This is a genomic window from Limnoglobus sp. (assembly GCF_059499385.1).
Window position 1 is genome coordinate 1 of record NZ_JCABYM010000081.1, and the last position, 19,958, is coordinate 19,958.

Annotated in this window: 15 protein-coding genes; 10 read left to right on the forward strand and 5 right to left on the reverse strand. The window is 66.1% G+C overall.

Annotated features, from left to right (window positions below):
* Positions 1-200: 200 nt before the first annotated feature.
* Positions 201-1,739: a hypothetical protein gene (locus AC5JJ2_RS14445; protein ID WP_495858707.1), complete on the reverse strand. Its 1,539-nt coding sequence runs from the start codon at positions 1,737-1,739 to the stop codon at positions 201-203.
* 331 nt (positions 1,740-2,070) lie between these two features.
* On the opposite strand from AC5JJ2_RS14445, the gene AC5JJ2_RS14450 reads away from it, so the two are divergent.
* The 4 genes from AC5JJ2_RS14450 to truB all read left to right on the forward strand — a co-directional run bounded on the left by AC5JJ2_RS14450 (position 2,071) and on the right by truB (position 5,266).
* Complete coding sequence (locus AC5JJ2_RS14450) at positions 2,071-2,817, forward strand: 3-keto-disaccharide hydrolase (RefSeq protein ID WP_495858708.1); 747 nt, start codon at positions 2,071-2,073, stop codon at positions 2,815-2,817.
* Between the two features lie 93 nt (positions 2,818-2,910).
* The gene (locus AC5JJ2_RS14455) at positions 2,911-3,264 is read left to right on the forward strand and encodes a DUF1499 domain-containing protein (RefSeq protein ID WP_495858709.1); all 354 of its coding nucleotides are present in this window, start codon (positions 2,911-2,913) and stop codon (positions 3,262-3,264) included.
* Positions 3,261-4,577 (forward strand): phosphoribosylamine--glycine ligase, encoded by a 1,317-nt coding sequence (gene purD, locus AC5JJ2_RS14460; protein WP_495858710.1) that lies wholly within the window; start codon positions 3,261-3,263, stop codon positions 4,575-4,577. Before AC5JJ2_RS14455 ends, purD begins: the two co-directional genes overlap by 4 nt.
* Positions 4,578-4,579: 2 nt before the next feature.
* On the forward strand, positions 4,580-5,266 hold the full coding sequence (truB, locus tag AC5JJ2_RS14465) for a tRNA pseudouridine(55) synthase TruB (RefSeq protein WP_495858711.1): 687 nt from the start codon (positions 4,580-4,582) through the stop codon (positions 5,264-5,266).
* Between the two features lie 38 nt (positions 5,267-5,304).
* On the opposite strand, the gene AC5JJ2_RS14470 is transcribed toward truB, so the two are convergent.
* Both AC5JJ2_RS14470 and cimA read right to left on the reverse strand, forming a co-directional pair.
* A complete protein-coding gene (locus AC5JJ2_RS14470; RefSeq protein WP_495858712.1) occupies positions 5,305-8,292 on the reverse strand; it encodes a valine--tRNA ligase in 2,988 nt (995 codons plus the stop codon).
* A 146-nt stretch (positions 8,293-8,438) separates the two neighbouring features.
* Entirely contained in the window at positions 8,439-10,001 is a 1,563-nt protein-coding gene (cimA, locus tag AC5JJ2_RS14475; RefSeq protein ID WP_495858713.1) for a citramalate synthase, read from the reverse strand.
* Positions 10,002-10,410: 409 nt separating this feature from the next.
* Here cimA and AC5JJ2_RS14480 point away from each other — a divergent pair, with 409 nt between their 5' ends.
* The 4 genes from AC5JJ2_RS14480 (at position 10,411) to AC5JJ2_RS14495 (ending at position 13,769) form a co-directional block, all read left to right on the forward strand.
* On the forward strand, positions 10,411-11,175 hold the full coding sequence (locus AC5JJ2_RS14480; RefSeq protein ID WP_495858714.1) for an NAD-dependent deacylase: 765 nt from the start codon (positions 10,411-10,413) through the stop codon (positions 11,173-11,175).
* A gap of 110 nt (positions 11,176-11,285) precedes the next feature.
* Positions 11,286-12,161 carry a bifunctional 5,10-methylenetetrahydrofolate dehydrogenase/5,10-methenyltetrahydrofolate cyclohydrolase gene (locus AC5JJ2_RS14485; protein WP_495858715.1) on the forward strand — a complete coding sequence of 292 codons (876 nt, stop codon included), beginning with the start codon at positions 11,286-11,288 and terminating at the stop codon, positions 12,159-12,161.
* Positions 12,162-12,174: 13 nt separating this feature from the next.
* On the forward strand, positions 12,175-13,410 hold the full coding sequence (locus tag AC5JJ2_RS14490; RefSeq protein WP_495858716.1) for an AI-2E family transporter: 1,236 nt from the start codon (positions 12,175-12,177) through the stop codon (positions 13,408-13,410).
* A gap of 14 nt (positions 13,411-13,424) precedes the next feature.
* Positions 13,425-13,769, forward strand: a complete 345-nt coding sequence (locus tag AC5JJ2_RS14495) for a hypothetical protein (RefSeq protein ID WP_495858717.1) — start codon at positions 13,425-13,427, stop codon at positions 13,767-13,769.
* A 135-nt stretch (positions 13,770-13,904) separates the two neighbouring features.
* Here AC5JJ2_RS14495 and AC5JJ2_RS14500 read toward each other — a convergent pair whose 3' ends face one another.
* On the reverse strand, positions 13,905-16,385 hold the full coding sequence (locus tag AC5JJ2_RS14500) for a tetratricopeptide repeat protein (RefSeq protein WP_495858718.1): 2,481 nt from the start codon (positions 16,383-16,385) through the stop codon (positions 13,905-13,907).
* 203 nt (positions 16,386-16,588) lie between these two features.
* On the opposite strand from AC5JJ2_RS14500, the gene AC5JJ2_RS14505 reads away from it, so the two are divergent.
* On the forward strand, positions 16,589-16,999 hold the full coding sequence (locus tag AC5JJ2_RS14505) for a hypothetical protein (protein ID WP_495858719.1): 411 nt from the start codon (positions 16,589-16,591) through the stop codon (positions 16,997-16,999).
* 67 nt (positions 17,000-17,066) lie between these two features.
* Positions 17,067-18,302 (forward strand): hypothetical protein, encoded by a 1,236-nt coding sequence (locus AC5JJ2_RS14510; protein ID WP_495858720.1) that lies wholly within the window; start codon positions 17,067-17,069, stop codon positions 18,300-18,302.
* 100 nt (positions 18,303-18,402) lie between these two features.
* On the opposite strand, the gene AC5JJ2_RS14515 is transcribed toward AC5JJ2_RS14510, so the two are convergent.
* Positions 18,403-19,830, reverse strand: a complete 1,428-nt coding sequence (locus AC5JJ2_RS14515; protein WP_495858721.1) for a DUF1501 domain-containing protein — start codon at positions 19,828-19,830, stop codon at positions 18,403-18,405.
* Positions 19,831-19,958 lie beyond the last annotated feature (128 nt).

Sequence of the window (19,958 nt, forward strand, 5' to 3'; positions counted from 1 at the left end):
AAATCGAGATACGCCGTCTACCCCCTTCGACTTCCGAAGTCCGGCTTCGACTTCGGAAGTCGATCCCGCCCAAAAACATTCCCCCGTGCTACAGTTGTCGTTGACGTTTCGACTTCCGAAGTCGAAGCCGGACTTCGGAAGTCAGGAAAAAAAGAACCCACGGCCCGCGCCGTGGGTTTTGTCGTTCACATCACCTCGCGTTAGCAGCCGCCGCAGCTCTTCTTCCGCCCGAAGAGGCCGCGGAACAGCCCGCCGCGGGACTTGCCGCACGTCGCGGCCGGCGCGTCGCAGGCCGGGGCGCAGGCCGCGGCCGCCGCGACCGGGACGTGGATCGTTTCCTGGTACGGCACGCACTCGTGGTACGTTTCCGTCTTCATCTCGGTGGCTTCCGCCCACGTCGTCACCTTCCGCGTGCCTTCCTTCGTCACCGGCTTCCAGGTCGTCACCGGGACGGTGACTTCCTTCTCCTCGGCGACGACCTTGCACACCTTCCGCGTCGCGTTCACGGTCTCCGCGACGATCTTGTTCACGTTCACCATGACCTGCTTCTGCTCGGCGACGACCTTGCACACCTTGCGGGTGCCGGACTTCTGCACGTCCTTCCACGTCGTGACCGGGACCATCACGTCCTTCGTCTCGGCGACGAGTTTGCACACCTTCCGCGTCCCCGTCTTCGTCTCGGTCTTGCAGGTGGTCACGGGAACCATCACGTCCTTCGTCTCGGCGACGACCTTGCACACCTTCCGCGTCCCCGTCTTCGTCTCGGTCGTGTAGGTCGTGTGCGGGACGTTCACGGTCGTCGTGTGGGCGACCTTCTCGTACACGGTCTTCGTGACCGGCTTCATCGTCGTCACGGTCTGGCACGTGTACGCCGGGGCCGCGTCGCACCCGCCGCCGTTCCCGCCGCGGCGGAAGAGGCCGCCGCACTTCTTCTTCTTGCCGCACGGGTCGCACGCCGGCGGGGCGTCGCAACCGGGGGCACACGGATCGGCCGGGACCGGGACGCGGACGGTGTGCGTCACCGGGACCATTTCCGTCACGCACTTCGGCACGCACGTCCAGTGCGTGCGGGTCTCTTGCTTCATGGTCGTGTGCGGCACTTGCACCGTCCACGAGTACGGCTCGTCCGTCCAGACCTGCTTGTGCTCCGTGACCGTCCGCTTCTCCTGCGTCGTCACCGGGACTTGCACGGTCCACGAGTACGGCTCGTCCGTCCAGACCTGCTTGTGCTCCGTCACCGTCCGCTTCTCTTGCGTCACGACCGGGACCTTCTCCACCCAGCTGTGCGGCACGTCCGTCCAGACCTGCTTGTGCTCCGTCACCGTGCGGGGTTCCTGCACGGTCACGCACTTGTTCACCTGGTAGGAGTACGGCTCGTCGGCCCAGACTTGCTTGTGCTCGACGACCTTCCGCTTCTCGTTCTTCGTTTCGGCGACGTTCTCCGTCCACGTGTACTTCTCGTCCTTCTCGACGGGCTTCATCACCTTGACCGGCACCTGCCGGGTGCGAACCTCGGTCTTGTACCGGGTGACCACCTGGGTCGTCATGGCCGGGGCGGCCGGGGCGCAGGGGGCCGCGGCCGCCGCGCACGGGGCCGGGGCGGCGCACGCCGCCGGGGCCGGCTCGCAGCCGCCGCACCCGCCGCGGTTCTTGCCGCCGAACGCATAAGACTGGGCCGGGGAAGTGGCGAGCCAGGCGGCCGCCCCCAGAATCGCCGCTGCGAAAACTCGACGCTTCATCTGAGACTCCAGAGACAGAGGAATTTGGACCGGCCCGGCTCCGTGGCGGGCTGGGCGAACATTGCTGGGCTACCTCCGTCCTCCCTGACGAATTGCGTTACTTATCTTGCCTACCCTGTGCAAAATGACCAGTTGTCGCAAAGCATAGGGGTTTCCAACAACCCCGACAATAAAAACTCCTCACAATCCGAAGTTTTTTGCTTTTCCCGACCGCCCGGTCGGGGAGACTTTGCGGATTGGTTCTGGCGAACGGCGTGCCGCGGCCATACGATTTCCCCACCGCCATCCACGGGTCGGGCCGCCGCCCGATCATCTCTCCGGGAGTTCCGCAATGCTGCGAGTTCGCAACCTGATCTTGACCCTGGCCGTCACCGGCTTGGCGTTCGCGAGTCCGGCGACGGCCGACGACAAGGACGGCTGGGTGCAGCTGTTCAACGGCAAGGACCTGACCGGCTGGAAGATGGTCAACCCGCCGAGCGGCGAGTTCGAGTCGGTCACGGAGAAGAAGAACGACGACGGGAAGGTGATCGCCTACGTCGGTAAGACGAAGGCGAAGAAGGGGAAGGACGGTAAGGAGACGCCGAGCCAGGAAATCACCCTCTGGCAGGTGAAGGACGGCACGATCCTCGGCGGCGGCCCGGCGAGCCACCTGTTCAGCGAGCGGGGCGACTACGAGGACTTCCACTACCGGATCGAGGCGAAGATCAACGACAAGGGGAATAGCGGCCAGTACTTCCGTACCGAGTTCGGCCCGAACTTCCCCAAGGGCTACGAGTGCCAGATCAACGCCACCCACGTTGACGCCGTGAAGTCCGGCAGCCTCTACCCGGCCAACGGCATCGACCGGGACGAGAAGCACCTCGTCCGCAAGGCGAACCACAACCCCGACGAGTGGTTCACGCAGGAAGTCATCGCGGTGGGGCCGAAGGTCACGATCATCACCAACGGCAAAACGATGGTCGAGTACACGATCCCCGGCGACAAGTGGTTCAAGAAGGGCCACTTCGCGCTGCAGGGGCACGACCCCGGCTCGGTGATGGCGTTCAAGAAGATCGAGGTTAAGGAAATGAAGAAGTAGGCCCTAAAAAGCGCCGTGAAAGCCCGCGGGCGAACGTCCGCGGGCTTTGTCGTTGAATAGAAATAGCCCAGACTCGCGCAGGGCGGTTCCCGAATGTCGTTGCTCCGTTGGTTCACGAAAAACTGGGCGAACACCACCGAGCCGACGCACCCGGACCTGTCGCCGCTGGAGCTGCCCGCCCCCGTGCCGGAGGCCGCGGCGCGGGTCAAGACGGCGGCCGGCACGATTCGCGGTTGGTCGGTCCACGCGGAAACGGACTCGACCCTGCACCTCCTCCGACGGACGCGGGTGTTCCGGTTCGTGGATGACATCAAACTGACACTGGAACCGACGGCGGCGGGAACGCGCGTCCACGCCGAGAGTCGAAGTCGTGTCGGGTCCGGCGACCTCGGGCAGAACCGACGGAACATCCTGGAACTCTGGAAGGCGATCGCCTCGGCATCATGAGTAAGACCAACATCCTCGTCATCGGCAAGGGCGGCCGCGAGCACGCCATCGTCTGGAAGCTCGCGCAATCGCCCCGCGCCGGGAAGATTTTCTGCGCCCCCGGCAACGCGGGCACGGCCATCGACGGCATCAACATCCCGTTCGACGGGACCGACGCGAACCTGTGGGACCGCCTCGCCCGCACCGCGGACAAGGAGGGCGTGAAGCTCGTCGTCATCGGCCCGGAGGACCCGCTGGCGAACGGGTGTGCCGACTTCTTCCGCGGCCGCGGGTTCAAGGTGTTCGGCCCGTCGAAGGATGCCGCCCGGATCGAGGCGAGCAAGGTGTTCGCGAAGGAGTTGATGCGACACGCCGACGTGCCGACGGCCGAGTTCCGCGTGTTCGACCACCCGGCCGCCGCCCGGACGTACATCGAGACGCGGGACTACCCCGTCGTCGTCAAGGCCGACGGCCTCGCGGCCGGCAAGGGCGTCGTCGTCTGCAAGGATTCGGCCGAGGCGCTGAAGGCGGTCGAGCGGATCATGGTGAAAGAGGAGTTCGGGGCGAAGGCCGGGCGGCGGATCGTCGTCGAAAAGCGGCTGGAGGGCGAGGAACTATCGATGCTCGCCCTCGTCGCAGGGCGGGTGATCCTTCCCCTGCCGCCGACGCAGGACCACAAGGCGGTGAACGACGGCGACAAGGGGCCGAACACCGGCGGCATGGGGACGTACTGCCCGGCCCCGGTCGGCACGCCGGAACTGGTGGCGCAGGCCGAGGCGAGCGTGTTCGTGCCGACGATCCACGCCATGAAACGCGGGTTCAAGGACGAACGTTTTCCGTTCAACGGTGTCCTCTTCGCGGGGCTGATGCTGACGAACCAGGGGCCGCGGGTGCTGGAGTACAACTGCCGGTTCGGCGACCCGGAGACGCAGGTCATCCTGATGCGGCTGAAGACCGACCTGCTCGACCTCCTGGAGGCCGTGGCGGACGAGAACCTCGGCGAGTTCGAGGACGGCAAGTTGGAGTTCGACCCGCGGCCGGCGGTGTGCGTCGTGATGTGCAGCGGCGGCTACCCCGGCAAGTACGACACCGGCAAGCTGATCCTCGGCCTGGACGAGGCGGCGGAACTGAAGGACGTGAAGGTGTTCCACGCCGGGACGACGTTCAAGAACGAGCGGGTGGTGACGGACGGCGGCCGCGTGCTGGCGGTGACGGCCCTCGGCGACGACCTGGCGGCCGCGAAGGGGCGGGCCTACGAGGCGGTGAAGCTCATCACGTTCCCCGGCGCGCACTACCGCACCGACATCGCGGACAAGGCCCTCAAGAAGAAGTGACGATGAACGGCTTTTTGGTGATCGACAAGCCCGGCGGCATGACCTCGCGGGACGTGGTGAACCTCGCCCAGCGGTGGTTCCCGCGGAAGACGAAGATCGGCCACACCGGCACGCTCGACCCGCTGGCGACCGGCGTGCTCGTGTTGTGCGTCGGCGCGGCGACGAAGCTGGCCGACCGCGTCCAGGCGATGAGCAAGACGTACCGCACCCGTATCCTGTTCGGCTTCACCAGCACGACCGACGACGCCGACGGCGAGCTGACGCCGAGTGTGGTCGGCGAGATTCCGACGGAAGCGGCGATTCGCGAAATGCTGCCGCAGTTCGTCGGCGAGATTTCGCAGGTTCCCCCGGCCGTGTCCGCGCTGAAGATCGACGGAAAGCGCGCCTACGATCTGGTGCGCCGCGGCACGGAGGTCAAGCCGGAGGCGCGGACGGTCCGCGTGGATGAGATTCGACTGCTTGCCTACGATTGGCCGCACCTGGACCTGGAAATCGACTGCGGGAAGGGGACGTACATCCGCTCCATCGCCCGCGACCTCGGCGAGCGGCTCGGCTGCGGCGGGCTGGTGCAAACGCTCCGGCGAACACGGGTCGGGATGTTTACCGTCGAGCAAGGCATCGGGGTAGACGTGACGCCCCAAGAAGCGATCTCCAAACTTCAACCACCCTCAGTCATTCCTAAGACCTGAAAGCCCAGGGTCGGCCGACCCTGGGCTTTCAGCCCAACTTATACAGCCCGCAGCTCCGCCTCGTTCGCCTCCATCGCGCGGATTTGCGCTTCCAGCTCCGCGGCCTTCTCCCGCGTTTCCTGCACCTGCTCCGGGGCCGCCTTCGCCAGGAACCCGGCGTTGCCGAGCTTCCCCTGGATGCTCTCGAACAGCTTCTTCTTCTCCGCGATCTGCTTCTCCAGCCGCTTCAACTCGGCCGGCACGTCGATCAGCCCGGCGAGGTTCACGTACCCCTCGAACTGGGCGTGCAGGATCGACCCGGCCTGCTTCGGCTTCGCCGCCGTCGGGCCGCACTCGAAGGTCGTAAGGCCGCCGAGCAGTTTCACGAACGGCGCGAGCGCGGTCAGGTCCGCCGCCACCGCGTCGTTGCACTTCACGGCCAGTTCCAGCGGGGCCTTGTCGAGCATGTAGCGGTTGCGGATTTCGCGCACGCCGCGGACCAGCTCCTGCATCCGGGCGATGCTGCTCTCGGTCGAGTCGTCGATGAGCGGGTCGAGGTCGCCCGGCCACGCGGCGATGCACACGCTCTCCTCGGCGGCCTTCGTCGCCAGCAGCCCGCGGGTCGGGGCGACCTCGTTGAGCGCCTGCCACAGCGACTCCGCGAGGAACGGCATCACCGGCTGGATGAGCCGCACGATGCCGTCCAGCACGCCGACGAGCACCCGCTGGCACACCGGGTCCGACCGGCGGCCCTTGCTCATCTCGATGTACCAGTCGCAGAACTCGTTCCACGCGAAGTCGTAGACCAGCCGCGACACCTCGCTGAACCGGTAGCCCTCCAGCGCGGCCGTCACCGCCTTCGCCGTCGTCGCCAGCCGGCTGAGAATCCACCGGTCTTCGACCGGCAGCGCCTTCGGGTCCACCGGGGCGGGCGTGTAGCCGTCGAGGTTCATGAGGATGAACCGGGTCGCGTTCCAGAGCTTGTTCGCGAAGTTGCGGCCCGGCTCGAACGCCTCGGACGCCTGCTTCGCGGTCGGCCGGTCCGGGTCGTCGCTCGTCCACGGGCCGCCGGGCCGGAACTCTTTCTTGCAGTTGGAACACGCGACCTTCTTCGGCCGCTTCGTCTCGTCCGGGTTCGTGTTCTCCTTCTTGAGCGGGACGAACGTGCCGCAGTGCGGGCAGACGTTCGCCACCGGCATCCGGCTGTCCTGCGTCTCCCCGGCCATCGACACCATCTGGAACCGCAGCGCGTCGGTCCCGTAGCGTTCAATGATGTCGAGCGGGTCGATGCCGTTGCCGCGGGACTTGCTCATCGTCTCGCCGAACGCGTCCATCATCTTCGGGTGGATGTAGACGTGCCGGAACGGGACCTCGCCGGTGTTGTACAGCCCGGTCATCACCATCCGGGCCACCCAGAGCGTGATGATGTCCCGGCTCGTCACCAGCGTGCTGGTCGGGTAGTACCGCTTCAGTTCCGGCGTCTCGTCCGGCCAGCCGAGCGTGCTGTGCGGCCAGAGCGCGGACGAGAACCAGGTGTCAAGAACGTCGGGGTCTTGCTCAAAGCCGAGCGATTCCAGCTTCGCTTCAAACGTGGGCTTATCTGGCCCGACACAGACTTGAATCGATGCGTCGCCCGAATCACGGAACTGCTTTAGTTCTGCTTCGGAGAACACAATCCTCGACCTGTCGTGATCCCTCAAGCTTTCCAGCTCGGTGGCAATGTCGTCTCGTTTTTCTTCGTTGCAACCCTTCTCGTCAAACGTCCACACCGGAATCCGGTGACCCCACCAGAGCTGGCGGCTCACGCACCAGTCGCGCTTCTCGCCGAGCCAGTCGAGGTAGGCGTTCTCGTACCGCTTCGGGAAGAACTGCACGCGGCCACCCGTCACGGCGTCGATCGCCAGCTGCGCGAGGCCCGGCTTGCCGTCGTCGCGGTCGGCCATCTTCACGAACCACTGGTCGCTCAGGTACGGCTCGATCGGCGTCTTGCTCCGGTCGCTGTACTTCAGCGGGATGACGCGGTCCTCCTTCCCCTCGTACAGGTCGAGGTCCTCCATCGCCTTCACCACGGCCTCGCGGACCTTCGCCCGCGGCTGCCCGGCGTAGGGGCCGCCGTTCGCGTTGATCGTGCCGTCCGGGTTCAGGATGTTGATGATCCCGATCTGCGGGTTCCGCTGCCAGCAGGCGTAGTCGTTCGGGTCGTGCGCCGGCGTCACCTTCACGCAGCCCGTCCCCAGCGTCGGGTCGGCGAGCAGCGCGTCGGCGATGATCGGGATTTCCCGGTTCACCAGCGGTTGCAGCACGGCCTGGCCGATCAGGTGCTTGTACCGCTCGTCGGTCGGGTGGACGCAGAGGGCGGTGTCGCCGAGCATCGTCTCCGGCCGCGTCGTGCTGAACCGGATGAACGTGTCGGGCTGGCCGACCACCTGGTACTTGAACGTCCAGAACCCGCCCTTCGTGTCCTCGGTGTACGTCTCGTCGTCGGCCACGCTGGTTTGCAGCTGCGCGTCCCAGTTCACGAGCCGCTTGCCGCGGTAGATGTACCCGTCGCGGAACATGCGGAAGAACGTCTCCCGCACGGCGCGGGCGCACGTCTCGTCCAGCGTGAACCGCGTGCGGTCCCAGTCGCAACTCGCCCCCATCTGTTGGAGCTGGCCGAGGATTCGCTTCTCGTACTTGTCCTTCCACTCCCAGATTTTCTCGACGAGCTTCTCGCGGCCGAGGTCGTGGCGGGTCTTCTTCTCGGTGTTGAAGACGAGCTTCTCGACCACCGCCTGCGTCGCGATCCCGGCGTGGTCGGTCCCCGGCATCCAGAGGGTGTTGCGGCCCTGCATCCGCCGCCACCGCACGAGCACGTCCTGGAGCGTGTTGTTGAGCGCGTGCCCCATGTGCAGCGCCCCCGTCACGTTCGGCGGCGGGATGACGACGGAGTAGTGCTCACCCGGCCGCGCCGGGTCGGCGTGGAAGTACCCCTTCTCGTTCCAGAACTTCAGCCACTTGTCCTGGGCGGCGTGCGCGTCGTAAGCCTTCGGCAGTTCGATCGGCATAACGAAATCCTTTTTTCACCGCAGAGGGCACATGAGGGCACGTGAGAGAAAACCGAAGAGAGAAGAGAGTTCAAAACCCGGTCTTTGAAAATCTCTTCTTGGTTTTCTCTCGTGCCCTCATGTGCCCTCCGCGGTGAATACGGTTTTTATTTCTCTTCGTCTCTGAACAGCTTGTACTCGATGGCGTCCGCGAGGGCGAGCCAGCTCGCCTCGACGACGTTCTCGCTGACGCCCACCGTGCCCCACACGTCGTGGCCGTCGCGGGACTCGATCACCACCCGCACGCGGGCGGCCGTCCCTTCCTTCGGGTTCACCACCCGCACCTTGTAGTCCACCAGCTGCATCTCGTCGAGCCGCGGGTAGTACTGCACCAGCGCCTTCCGCAGGGCCGCGTCGAGCGCGTTCACCGGGCCGTCCCCCTCGCTCACGGTATGCTCGACGGAGCCGCCGACGCGGAGCTTCACCGTCGCCTCCGTGATCGGCGTCGCCGCCTGCGCCTGCTCGATGTTCACCCGGTAGGCCAGCCGCTCGAACCACGGCTTGTACGTGCCGACGGCCTTCTTCACGAGGATGTCGAACGACGCCTCGGCCGCCTCGAACTCGTACCCGGCGTTCTCCAGGTCTTGCACCTGGTTGAGGATCGCCGCCATCGTCGCCTTGTCGTGCGCGATCTGGTACTTCTGCGTCTTGCTCAAGATCGTGGACTGCCCGGACAGCTCGCTCACGAGGATGCGGCGCTCGTTGCCGACGAGGGCCGGGTCGATGTGCTCGTAGCTCGCCGGATTCTTCGCGACGGCGTGCGTGTGCATCCCCCCCTTGTGCGCGAACGCGCTCTGCCCGACGAACGGCTGGCCGTTGCGGAAGTTCATGTTCGCCAGCTCGTAGGCGTACCGCGACACCTCCGTCAGCCGTTGCAAGCTCCCCTTCTTCAGCACGTCGTACCCGTACTTGATGGCGAGGTTCGCGACCGTCGAAACGAGATCGACGTTGCCGCACCGCTCGCCGAACCCGTTCATCGTGCCTTGCACCTGCGTTGCCCCGGCCCGCACCGCGGCGAGCGTGTTCGCCACCGCCACGTCGCAGTCGTTGTGGCAGTGGATCCCGACCTCGGCGCGGACCTCCTTCCGCACGAGCGTCACGACTTCCGCGACCCACTCCGGCATCGTGCCGCCGTTCGTGTCGCACAGGATCAGGCACGTCGCGCCGCCGGCCTCGGCTGCTTTTAGGGTGCGGAGGGCGTACTCCGGATCGAGCTTGAAGCCGTCGAAGAAGTGCTCGGCGTCGTAGAAGACCTCCGGCCCCCGGCTTTTACAGTATGCGACCGAGTCGCCGATCATCTTCACGTTCTCGTCGAGCGTCGCGCCAAGAATTTCCTTCACCTGGAACGCCGACGTTTTCCCGACGATCGTGACCACCGGCGTCTTGCCTTCGAGAAGGGCCTTCAACCCGGTGTCGGCCTCGGGCACGATGTTCTTCCGCCGCGTCATGCCGAAGGCCACGACTTTCGCGTGTTGCAGGTTCAGGTCCCGGACCGCGCGGAAGTATTCCGCGTCCTTCGGGTTCGACAGCGGGTAGCCGCCCTCGATGTAATCGACGCCGATTTCGTCGAGCCGCTTCGTGAGAAGCAGCTTGTCTTGCAGGGAGAAGTTCACCCCCTCGCCCTGGCTGCCGTCGCGGAGGGTGGTGTCGTAGATGGCGATGCGCGTCATGTGAAGATTCCCGTGTATCAATGAAAAACCCCGAAGCGTTCCGGCTCCGGGGTGCGAAGGTGTACTCGAACGCCCAGAGGTCAACTCGTGCCGACGACAACGACGCGCACTCCCTGCGCGGCGGTAATCGCGATCGCGACGGCCGGGGGCAGGAAGGAAGTCGGCACGGGACGCTCCGGGAAAACGTGTGTCGTAGGAACTCTATCTTGTGTTCGGACAAAGTCAACGCCGGCCGGGTTCGGGCGTTGCGCGTTTCCAGCGGTTTTGTGGAACCCGGAGCGGAAGCGATGGGGTGGGGGACCAACACCCCATCGCTTCCGCTCCGGGTTCCACAAAATGCGCGGTTCGGCCGTTGCTTGTTTCGGGCCGGGTCTTCCGGTATCCTCCTATCTGACTCTCGGAGGCCGCCATGCCGACCGACGACTTGGAGGAGAGCCTGACGACCGCCGCCGAGGCCCTGAAGCTGGCCACGCGGGTGGCGGTCCTCACCGGGGCGGGCGTCTCCGCCGAGAGCGGAGTGCCGACGTTCCGCGCGTCCGACGGCCTGTGGGAGGGCCACCGCATCGAGGACGTGGCTACGCCGTTCGGGTTCGAGCGCGACCCGGCGCTCGTGTGGAAGTTCTACAACGCCCGCCGCTCGAACGTGAAGACGGTGAAGCCGAACCCCGGCCACCTCGCCCTCGCCGCGATGGAACGGCACTGGGGTGAGAGCTTCACGATTGCCACGCAGAACGTTGACGGCCTGCACCAGCAGGCGGGCAGCACCCGCGTGCTTGAGGTTCACGGCAGCCTGCGGCGCACCCGTTGCACCAAGTGCGGCGAGATTCGCGACCGCGAACTGGAGGTTCTTCCCGACCTCCCCGCGTGCGATTCCTGCCGCGGGCGGTTGCGGCCGGACATTGTCTGGTTTCACGAGTCGCTGCCGGACGAGATTTGGTGGAACGCCCAGCACGCGGCCGGGCTGTGCGACGTGCTGCTCGTCGTCGGCACGTCGGCGGTCGTCTACCCGGCCGCGAACCTGATCCCGATCGCGAAGCGGTCGAAGACGCCCGGCGCGACCGTGATCGAGTGCAACCTCACCCGCACCGAGGCGAGCGCGATGGCCGATATCGGGCTGTACGGCCCGTCCGGCGAGACGCTGCCGAAACTGTGCGAGCGGATAGGGATCACATAGTAGTAGGCACACTCCGTGTGCCGTCTGCTGAGTGCCACGGAGACTCGGGCGAACTCCCCGCGGCGGAAAGGAAACGGCACACGGAGTGTGCCTACTACTTTGAGGATTCGATGACCGCGAAGCGACTGGACGGAAAGAAGCTCGGCCAGGAGATGCGGGCCGCGATGGCCGCCGAGGTGACGGCCCGCGTCGCGGCCGGGAAGCGGCCGCCCGGCCTCGCGGCCGTCCTTGTCGGCGAGAACCCGTCGAGCCACACCTACGTCCGCAACAAGCGGAAGTCCTGCGACGAAATCGGCATGGCCAACTGGCTGCACCACCTGCCGGCCGATACGACAGAACAGCAACTCCTCTCCCTGATCGACACCCTGAACGCGGACCCGGCGGTCCACGGCATCCTCGTGCAGCTCCCGCTGCCGAAGCAGATTCGCGAGGAAGCCGTCATCCACGCCGTCTCGCCGTTGAAGGACGTCGATTGCTTCCACCCGGAGAACGTCGGCCGCGTCACCGCCGGCCACCCGCGGTACTACCCCTGCACGCCGCACGGGGTCGTGCAACTGGTGGCCCGCAACGGGATCGCGTGGGCCGGCAAACCGATCGTCGTGGTCGGGCGTAGCAATATCGTGGGCAAGCCGTTAGCCTTGATGCTGATGCAGAAGCCGACGCCCGCCAACCCGGCCGGCGGGGACGCGACCGTGACCGTCGCCCACACCAAGACGGCGAACCTCGCCGAGGTCTGCCGGGCTGCCGACATCCTGATCGCCGCCGCCGGGCAGCCGCGGTGCGTGACGCCGGACATGGTGAAGCCCGGCGCGGTCGTGGTGGACGTGGGCACGACGGTCGTGGACGGCAAGCTCCTCGGCGACGTGGACCCGGCCGTCGCGAACGTCGCCGGGTGGCTCTCCCCCGTGCCCGGCGGCGTCGGGCCGATGACGATCACCATGCTCCTGTACAACACCCTCCGGGCGGCCGAACGAATCGACGGTTGATCGGGAACCCCACATGAACCTGAACCTCACGGCCTTCACCCGCTACGGCCTGAACGCGCTCGGCCTCCTCGGCGTGTCCGTCGCGCTCTACTTCGGGTCGTCGATCTTCATCCCGTTGACCATGTCCGGGCTGCTCGCCGCCCTGCTGTACCCGCTCGCGTGCTGGCTGCACCAGAAGATCAAGCTGCCGTGGTTCTTCGCCTGCTTCTCGTCCATCATGATCCTCGTCCTGATGGCCGGCGTCGTGTTCAGCATCGCGGCCGTGGCGATCCCGCAGTTCATCAACCGGCTGCCGACGAGCGAGGAGGGGCCGAACGGGTGGAAGCGGAAGTACGAGGACCTCGCCCAGAACCTCAACGAGATCCTCCCCGGTCGGGTGGCCAGCGTGCTGCCGCCGAACGCCGACGACTCGAACATCTACAAGAGCATCAAGGAACTGTTCACGCCGAAGAACGTGGCCGACAGCATCAAGGAACTCCTCGCCGTCGGCCTCCGGCAGCTCACGGAGCTGCTGCTCATCCTGTTCATCGTCCTCTTCCTGCTGATGGAGGCGGAAATCCTGGCGAAGAAGGTGCGGGCCATCTTCGGCACGCGGGGGGACACGCAGACCCGCGTGACGAAGGCCCTCGCCGCCATCGCCGAGTCGATCCGCATGTACCTGTACTGGCGGACGCTCGTGAACTTCGGCCTCGCCATCATCCTCGCGATCTTCTACCGCTCCCTGGGCCTAGAGCAGTACGCCTTGTGGGGCGTCATCACGTTCGTGTTCACCTACGTGCCGTACATCGGGACGGTCGCGGCCGGCGTGCTGCCGATGCTGGAGGCGATCATGCTCGGCCAGCCGATGATCGCGCTGTTCATCATGGTCGTGTACGCCGGCGTCGTGACGTTCGAGGGGTACATCATCATCCCGCTCGTCATGGGCCGGAGCATGGACCTGAACGCGACCACGGTGATGATCGCCTGCCTGTACTGGAACCTCGTCTGGGGCATCGCCGGGCTTTTCCTGGCGATGCCGCTCATGGCAATCATCAAGGAGGTGCTGTTGCACGTCGAGGGGTGGGGGCCGTATGGCGACTTGTTGAGTTCCGAGGACACGTCCGGCGGCCCCGGCCCGGCGCTGCCGCAGGTCCCGCCTGGCGAGGAAGTGGACCCGATCCCCTTGAAAGTGATCGACGGCGACGCGACGATAGTGATGGAGGACTCGCCCGCAGACGCGGCCGGCAGCCGCATCCACCCCACCGTCTAACGCAGGAGGCCGACGTGCGCCGACGAGACTGGGTGGACGACTGGCCGATGATCCAGCGTTGGCAGGGGGCCGGCCGGCTGACCGACTTCGACGGCAGCGAGTACCCCCGCACCGACCGGACGCGGGTGGCCCTGGCGCTGGGCATCGTGTCGCTGTTGATCGGCCCGCTCGGGCTGATCGCGTGGCTGGTCGGGGCCGACTGCCTGAAGGCGATCGAGGCCGGCGAGATGGACCCGGCCGGCGAGTCGAACGCCCGCGTCGGCCGGCTCCTCGGCATCATCGCCCTGTGCATGTTCACGGTGAAGGTGACGACGCTAACGATCCTCTTCGCGTTCGTCCTCGACTGGCCGGTGTGGTGAGCGACTTTGTAGGGCGGGTCAAGGCTTTGCGCCGACCCGCCGGGGGTACCGCAACCACAATCCGGAAACGACGAGGGGCGGGGATCGCATCGGCGGGTCGGCGTAAAGCCTTGACCCGCCCTACAAATCACGAACTCACGTCAACTGACCCCTCAACCGCTCCATCGCTTCCTTCGCGTCCCAGTACTTCGGGTGCTGCTCGTAGGCCGTCACCGCCTCGTAGAACTTGATCGCGTTCTTCACCTCGCCGCTGCCCTCGTAACTGCGGGCGAGGTTGAACAGCGTGTCCGCCCCGCTCTTGGAATATTCGCGGTAGTCCTGGAAGCAGCGGACGGCCAGGTCCGGCCGGTTCAGCTCGTTGAGGTACAGGTTGCCGGTGATCTTCGTCGCCTCGTACCACGCGTCCTCGTCCGCCGACCCCTTCGGCTTCTGCTCGCGGATGTTCTCCAGCTCGAACAACGCCCCGTCGCGGTCGCCCTTGCGGAGCAGGCAGCGGGCCTCCATCAGCCGCACCGTCGTCGCGGCCGGCTGCATTACCTTCGCCAGTCGGATCAGGTGCAGCGCCCAGTCCAGCGAGTCGGCGTCCACCTCCCGCTGGTCGAGGATTTGCTTCGCCTTCCGGGTGCAGTAGTCCACGTCGAAGAACTTCTCCACTTTCTCCCGCACCTCGGCCAGTTTCTCGACCTCCACGTTGAAGTAATACTTGTCCTTCTTCGCGAGCAGGTCCTTGTCCGTCGGGCTGTAAATCAGGGCCGTCTCGGTCATGAGCAGCGCGTTCAGGATCGCGTTCGGGGCGGCCTTGTTCTGCTCGTACAGGTCGGCCATCTTGCGGTACGATTCGAGTTCGTTCCGGCCGCCTTCGAGGTAAAGCCGCAGGTCGCCGATGGCGGCGTCGTAGTCGCCGCGGGCCTCGGCGTCGGCCGCGAGTTGCCGGAGCGTGGCGAAGTAGAGCGCCCGCTGGTCCTCGGCGAGTGACTTCGGCCCGATCTGCACGCCGGCCCGCTTAACCTGTTCGAGGTAGCCGCGGGCCTCGTCCGGCCGGCCGGCGGCGGTCGCCACGTCCGCGAGCTTCTTGAAGATCGTCGGCCCCCGCTGCGGCAGCCCGCGGCCGGCGACCCGCAGGTAGCCCATCCCCCGATCGCGTTGCTCCGGGTCGGCGTTGTCCGCCAGCGCGAGGCCGAGTTGCTCGACGTAGTCGTAGTTGAACTCCGTCGGCAGCCCGGACGCGGCGTCGGAAACGAACTCCGTTTCCGTCAGCGACGCGTACAGCACGGTCTTCAACTCCTCGGCCGCCCCGTCGGTCGGCGTCGCGGCGAGTTGCCGTTCCGTCGCGGCGATGGCCTCCATCCGACGGCCTGGCTTCGCGAGTTCGCTGCCGCCGAGCCGCTTCGCTAGCTCCGGGTGAAGCCGTATCGCCAGGTCCCACGCCGGGAACAGGACGGCCTTCCGCGCCGCCGCTTCGTAGGGCGTTTCCGGGCTGAGCAGCTTCGCCAGCAACTCGGCCGCGGCGTCGAACTGCTTCGCGTGCGTCAACGAGATGACGCGGAGGTAATCCACCCGCGCCATCAGCTTCGGCGACTGCTGCTCGACCAACTTCAACAGCCGCTCGGCCTTCTCGCGCTCGGCCGCCGTCGGGGCACGGCCGCCGACGAGGTATCCGGACGCCTGGTCGAGGCAGAAGCCGTAGTCGAGGTGGCGGAGGAGTTCCGCGTCCGGCGGCAGCTTCGTGACATCAACTTGATGGTGCAGCGCGATCATCCCCTGGCTGGCCAACTCGTTCCGCGGGTCGAGCCGCAGGGCGTGGCGGAACGAGTTCACGGACTTCAAATGGTCGCCGATCTGCAACGCCGAATAGCCGCGCAAGGTGTGTTTGAAGACACGCAGCCCCGGAAGTATCCGCGTCGCGTACACGAAGTAGACGATCAGCGGCGCGAGGAGGATCAGCTTCCCGGCGAGTTGCTCGATGCCGGATTCGAGGCCGAACAGGTACAGGCCGATGCCGAGGGCGGCGCAGATGGCCGCGATCTCGACTTCCGATTCCTCCGCCTCGCCGCAGAACGTGAGCAAGTAAAAGAACGGCAGCCCGGATAGCAGCACGATGGCGAAGTTCCGCTTCGCCACGTTGCCGTCCAGCAAGTTGTAAAGTTCCAAGTAATGGATCGCGAAGTAGACGAGCGCCGCGCCGACGATCGCGCCGAAGGCGAACCGCCAGAGCCAGTCCTTGACCTGCCGCAGCTGGTGGAACCCGTACCCGAGGACCGCGCCGCCGAGGACGAAGTACGCGAGCCAGCCGGTGACCGGTTCCTCCGAGCGAACGTCGATCTGCGTGACCAGACCGAGGGCGAGGCCGAGGATGAGGCCGATGTAAATCCAGTACGGGCTTTCCAGAACCACTACCAGCGGGAACGCCTTCGGGTTCGTCGAGGGCTTGAACCCGCGGCGGATTTGCACGGCCGCCCCGACGACAAGGGCCAGCGCCAGCCCGCCAACGGCGAACCCGAGGATCGTGCCGAACCGCGGCCAGTCCGGGGCGTTCGGCGGCAGCACCAGCGCGAGGTAGGCCCACAGCCCGAGGAAGACGCCCTTGAGCAGGTATTCGCGGAGGATCGGCGGCATGGCCTCGGTTCACCAAAGTGGGTCGGGAGGGTTACCGTTGAGGATAGGGACACCCGCGGACGGGTGGAAGTCCGCCCGGCGGTCATTAAAGTCGTGGGAATTCGTTTCCACCGGTCCGGCCGGCGGGATATATTTTCGTGGGTCGGCGGGCGCGGTGGTCGCGCTCGCCGCCTCGACTTCATACCAGATTGGGGATGCCCACGATGACGACCGCTCGACGGCTGCTGGCCTGCCTCACGATCGCGGCCTTCTCGCTCACCCTCGGCGCGTTCGCCGCGGACGAGAAGAAGACGCCGACCAACAAGGAGATCATGGCCAGTTTCAAAGGCAAGGACAACATCCTCGGCAAGACCGACAAGGCCGCGACGGCCGGGAAGTGGGAGGACGCGCAGAAGTATAGCAAGGAGCTGAAGGACCTCGGCGAGGCGATCGGAAAGAACACCCCGAAGAAGGGCGCGAACGACAAGGAGTCGTGGACCAAGCACACGAAGCTATTCACGGACGGTGCCTCCGCGATTTCGGACGCGACGGACAAGAAGGACGCGAAGGCCGTTTCGGCCAGCGTGAAGAAGTTTCAGGCCATCTGCAGCGACTGCCACAAGAGTCACAAGTAAGCTGAAACCGTCCGCCTTCCGACGGCCGATCCTCGCGGGTCGGCCGTTCCCGTTTCCGGAGCCAGTCATGAACCGCCGCGACGCCCTCCGCACGACCGCCGCCCTCGCCGCCGGGACCATGTTCGCCCGCGCCGCCGACGCGAAGCCGAAGCGCGTCGCGAGCGTCAACAGCGTCTACTACAAGCTGTCGCACGCGTACCACATCGCGGGCCGGCTGATGTTCGGCTACACCGTGAAGGGGAAGCACCACCAACCGAATTTCCAGGTCGTGCGGATGTTCAACGACCAGTACCACGCCGATGGCCGGATGCAGGACCTGTCCCGCGGGCTGGCGAAGAAGAAGGGGTTCGAGATCGCCGACTCCGTCGCGGCGGCGCTCGGCGGAAAGGGGCAGCTTGACGTCGATGGCGTGCTACTGATCGTCGAGCACGGCGACTACCCGCGGAACAAGCTCGGCCAGATTCTCTACCCGCGGTTCGAGTTCTTCGAGCAGATCGTGGACGTGTTCAAGGCGAGCGGCCGGTCGGTCCCGGTGTTCGTGGACAAGCACCTGTCCTACGACCACGCGAAGGCCCGGAAGATGTACGACACGGCGAAGGCGATGGGCTTCGGCCTCATGGCCGGGTCGTCGCTGCCGGTGACGTGGCGGCGGCCGGAATGGGAACCGGACGCCGGGGCGAAGATTCAGGAGGCGGTCGTCTGCTACTACTCGGACCTGGAAATCTACGGGTTCCACGCGCTGGAAGTGTTGCAATGCCTGCTCGAACGGCGGGCCGGCGGCGAGACGGGCGTGAAGTCGGTGACGACGATCCAGGGCGACGAGGTGTGGAAGGCGTGGGACCGCGGCGACTGGGACAAGAACCTGGCGGAGGCGGCCCTGCGGCGGAGCGCGAGCCGCGACTACGGCACGCCGCGGGACCACGTGGAGAAGCCGACGGCGTTCAAGGTCGAGTACCTGGACGGCACGCGGGCGACGCTGCTCAACCTGCCCGGCTACGTGGCCGACCTGACGGCCGCGGTGAAGGTCGCCGGCGACCCGACGCCGCACGCGACGTGGTTCGTGCTGCCGCAGCCGCCGGGGGCGCGGTTCTTCGACCCGCTGACGTTCCACATCGAGACGTTCCTGGCGACCGGGAAGTCGCCGTACCCGGTCGAGCGGACGCTGCTGACGAGCACGGTACTGGACTTCGCCCACCGGTCGTTGGCGGCGGGCGGCGCGACGGTGGCGGACCCGGCGATGAAGATCGCGTACCAGCCGTCCGGCGAGTCGCACTTCTTCCGCGGCCCGTACAGCGACGATTGATAGTAGTAGGCACACTCCGTGTGCCGTCTCCTTCATGCCGCGGTGAGTTCGTGCGAGCCGCTGCGGCCGACAGCAAACGGCACACGGAGTGTGCCTACTACTATGTGATGATCGCCTTGATCGGCTCGCCGTGGTCCACGTCGAGCCGCTTGCGGCCGGGCACTTCCAGCTTCCGCGAGTCGAGGCCGAGCTGCTTCAGGATCGTCGCGTGAACGTCCGTCACGTAGTGCCGGTCTTCCACGGCATGGAACCCGATCTCGTCCGTCGCCCCGTGGACGACGCCGCCCTTCAGCCCGCCGCCGGCCATCGCCACGCTGAATCCGTAGATGTGGTGGTCGCGGCCGTCGCTCCCCTGCGTCCCCGGCGTGCGGCCGAACTCGCTCGCGAACACCACCAGCGTTTCCTTCAATAGCCCCGTCCGCTTCAAGTCCTGGATCAACCCGGCGATCGGCTTATCGACGGCCTTGCAGTTCGCGGAATGGTTCGCCTTCAGCCCGCCGTGCGCGTCCCAGACCCCGGCCCCGCCGGCCCCGTGCTGCACCTGCACGAACCGCACGCCCCGCTCGACCAGCCGCCGGGCCGCGAGCATCTGCGACCCGAAATCCTTCGTCGCCGGCTCGTCGATGCCGTACAGCTTCTTCGTCTCGGCCGTCTCCTTCGAGAAGTCCAGCACCTCGGGCAGCGACTTTTGCATCCGGAACGCCAGCTCGTAAGACTTGATCCGCGCTTCCAGTGCCGCGTCGTTCGGGTACTGCTCGCCGCGGAGCTTGTTCAGCTTGTTAACCAACTCGAACCCGGCCCGCTGCTCCGCGTCCGCCAGCGGCAGCTCCGGCTTGCCGTAGTCGAGCGGGTTCTTCGGGTCGATGCGGATCGGCACGGCGTCGTGGGCCGGGCCGAGGTAGTGGCCGTCCTTGATGTTCCAGTACTCCCGCTTGCCGACGCTGACGAACTGCGGCAGGTTCTGGTTCAGGCTGCCGAGGCCGTAGTGGACCCACGCGCCGAGCGTCGGGAATTCGCCGTCGAGCATGTGGCGGCCGGAATGGAACTGCGTCTGCGCCCCGTGGTTGTCGTCCGTCGTGTACATCGACCGCACGACCGCGAGGTCGTCCGCGCACGCCCCGAGGTGCGGCAGCCAGTCGCTGACCTCCATGCCGCACTGGCCGTACTTCTTGAACCCGACCTGGAGCGGGTAGAGGACGTTCCGCTGCTGGCCGTTCGCGTCGTTCACGACGGTGACGCGGGCGAGCTTCAGCTTCTCCGGGTTCTGCGCGTCCTTGTACGGCGTCTGCCCGATCGACTTCCCGGCGTACTTGTTCAGCTCCGGCTTTGGGTCGAACGTTTCGAGGTGGCTCACGCCGCCGTTCATGAAAAGCCAGATGACGGACTTCGCCTTCGGGGCGAAGTGCGGCTTGCCGTCCGGCGGCGACCACTTGCCGTCGGAAGCGTACCCGTCGCGGTGGAGCATGGCGGCGAGCGCGAGGCCGCCGAACCCGAGGCACGACGAGGAGAGGAAGCGGCGGCGGAGCATGGCAAACCCTTCAAACGAAAACCGTGTTAACCACGAAACACACGAAAAGACACGAAAGGAAAACAAGAACAAGTTTTTGTTTTCTGTCTTCCTTTCGTGTCTTTTCGTGTGTTTCGTAGTTAATTCAT

What these genes read in the sequence shown, in the direction of transcription:
- AC5JJ2_RS14480 (WP_495858714.1), top strand. Translation starts at nt 10,411, where the DNA reads ATGCCGACCGACGACTTGGAGGAGAGCCTGACGACCGCCGCCGAGGCC.
- AC5JJ2_RS14450 (WP_495858708.1), top strand. Translation starts at nt 2,071, where the DNA reads ATGCTGCGAGTTCGCAACCTGATCTTGACCCTGGCCGTCACCGGCTTG.
- AC5JJ2_RS14515 (WP_495858721.1), bottom strand. Translation starts at nt 19,830, where the DNA reads ATGCTCCGCCGCCGCTTCCTCTCCTCGTCGTGCCTCGGGTTCGGCGGC.
- cimA (WP_495858713.1), bottom strand. Translation starts at nt 10,001, where the DNA reads ATGACGCGCATCGCCATCTACGACACCACCCTCCGCGACGGCAGCCAG.
- truB (WP_495858711.1), top strand. Translation starts at nt 4,580, where the DNA reads ATGAACGGCTTTTTGGTGATCGACAAGCCCGGCGGCATGACCTCGCGG.
- AC5JJ2_RS14455 (WP_495858709.1), top strand. Translation starts at nt 2,911, where the DNA reads ATGTCGTTGCTCCGTTGGTTCACGAAAAACTGGGCGAACACCACCGAG.
- AC5JJ2_RS14500 (WP_495858718.1), bottom strand. Translation starts at nt 16,385, where the DNA reads ATGCCGCCGATCCTCCGCGAATACCTGCTCAAGGGCGTCTTCCTCGGG.
- AC5JJ2_RS14470 (WP_495858712.1), bottom strand. Translation starts at nt 8,292, where the DNA reads ATGCCGATCGAACTGCCGAAGGCTTACGACGCGCACGCCGCCCAGGAC.
- AC5JJ2_RS14485 (WP_495858715.1), top strand. Translation starts at nt 11,286, where the DNA reads ATGACCGCGAAGCGACTGGACGGAAAGAAGCTCGGCCAGGAGATGCGG.
- purD (WP_495858710.1), top strand. Translation starts at nt 3,261, where the DNA reads ATGAGTAAGACCAACATCCTCGTCATCGGCAAGGGCGGCCGCGAGCAC.
- AC5JJ2_RS14490 (WP_495858716.1), top strand. Translation starts at nt 12,175, where the DNA reads ATGAACCTGAACCTCACGGCCTTCACCCGCTACGGCCTGAACGCGCTC.
- AC5JJ2_RS14505 (WP_495858719.1), top strand. Translation starts at nt 16,589, where the DNA reads ATGACGACCGCTCGACGGCTGCTGGCCTGCCTCACGATCGCGGCCTTC.
- AC5JJ2_RS14445 (WP_495858707.1), bottom strand. Translation starts at nt 1,739, where the DNA reads ATGAAGCGTCGAGTTTTCGCAGCGGCGATTCTGGGGGCGGCCGCCTGG.
- AC5JJ2_RS14510 (WP_495858720.1), top strand. Translation starts at nt 17,067, where the DNA reads ATGAACCGCCGCGACGCCCTCCGCACGACCGCCGCCCTCGCCGCCGGG.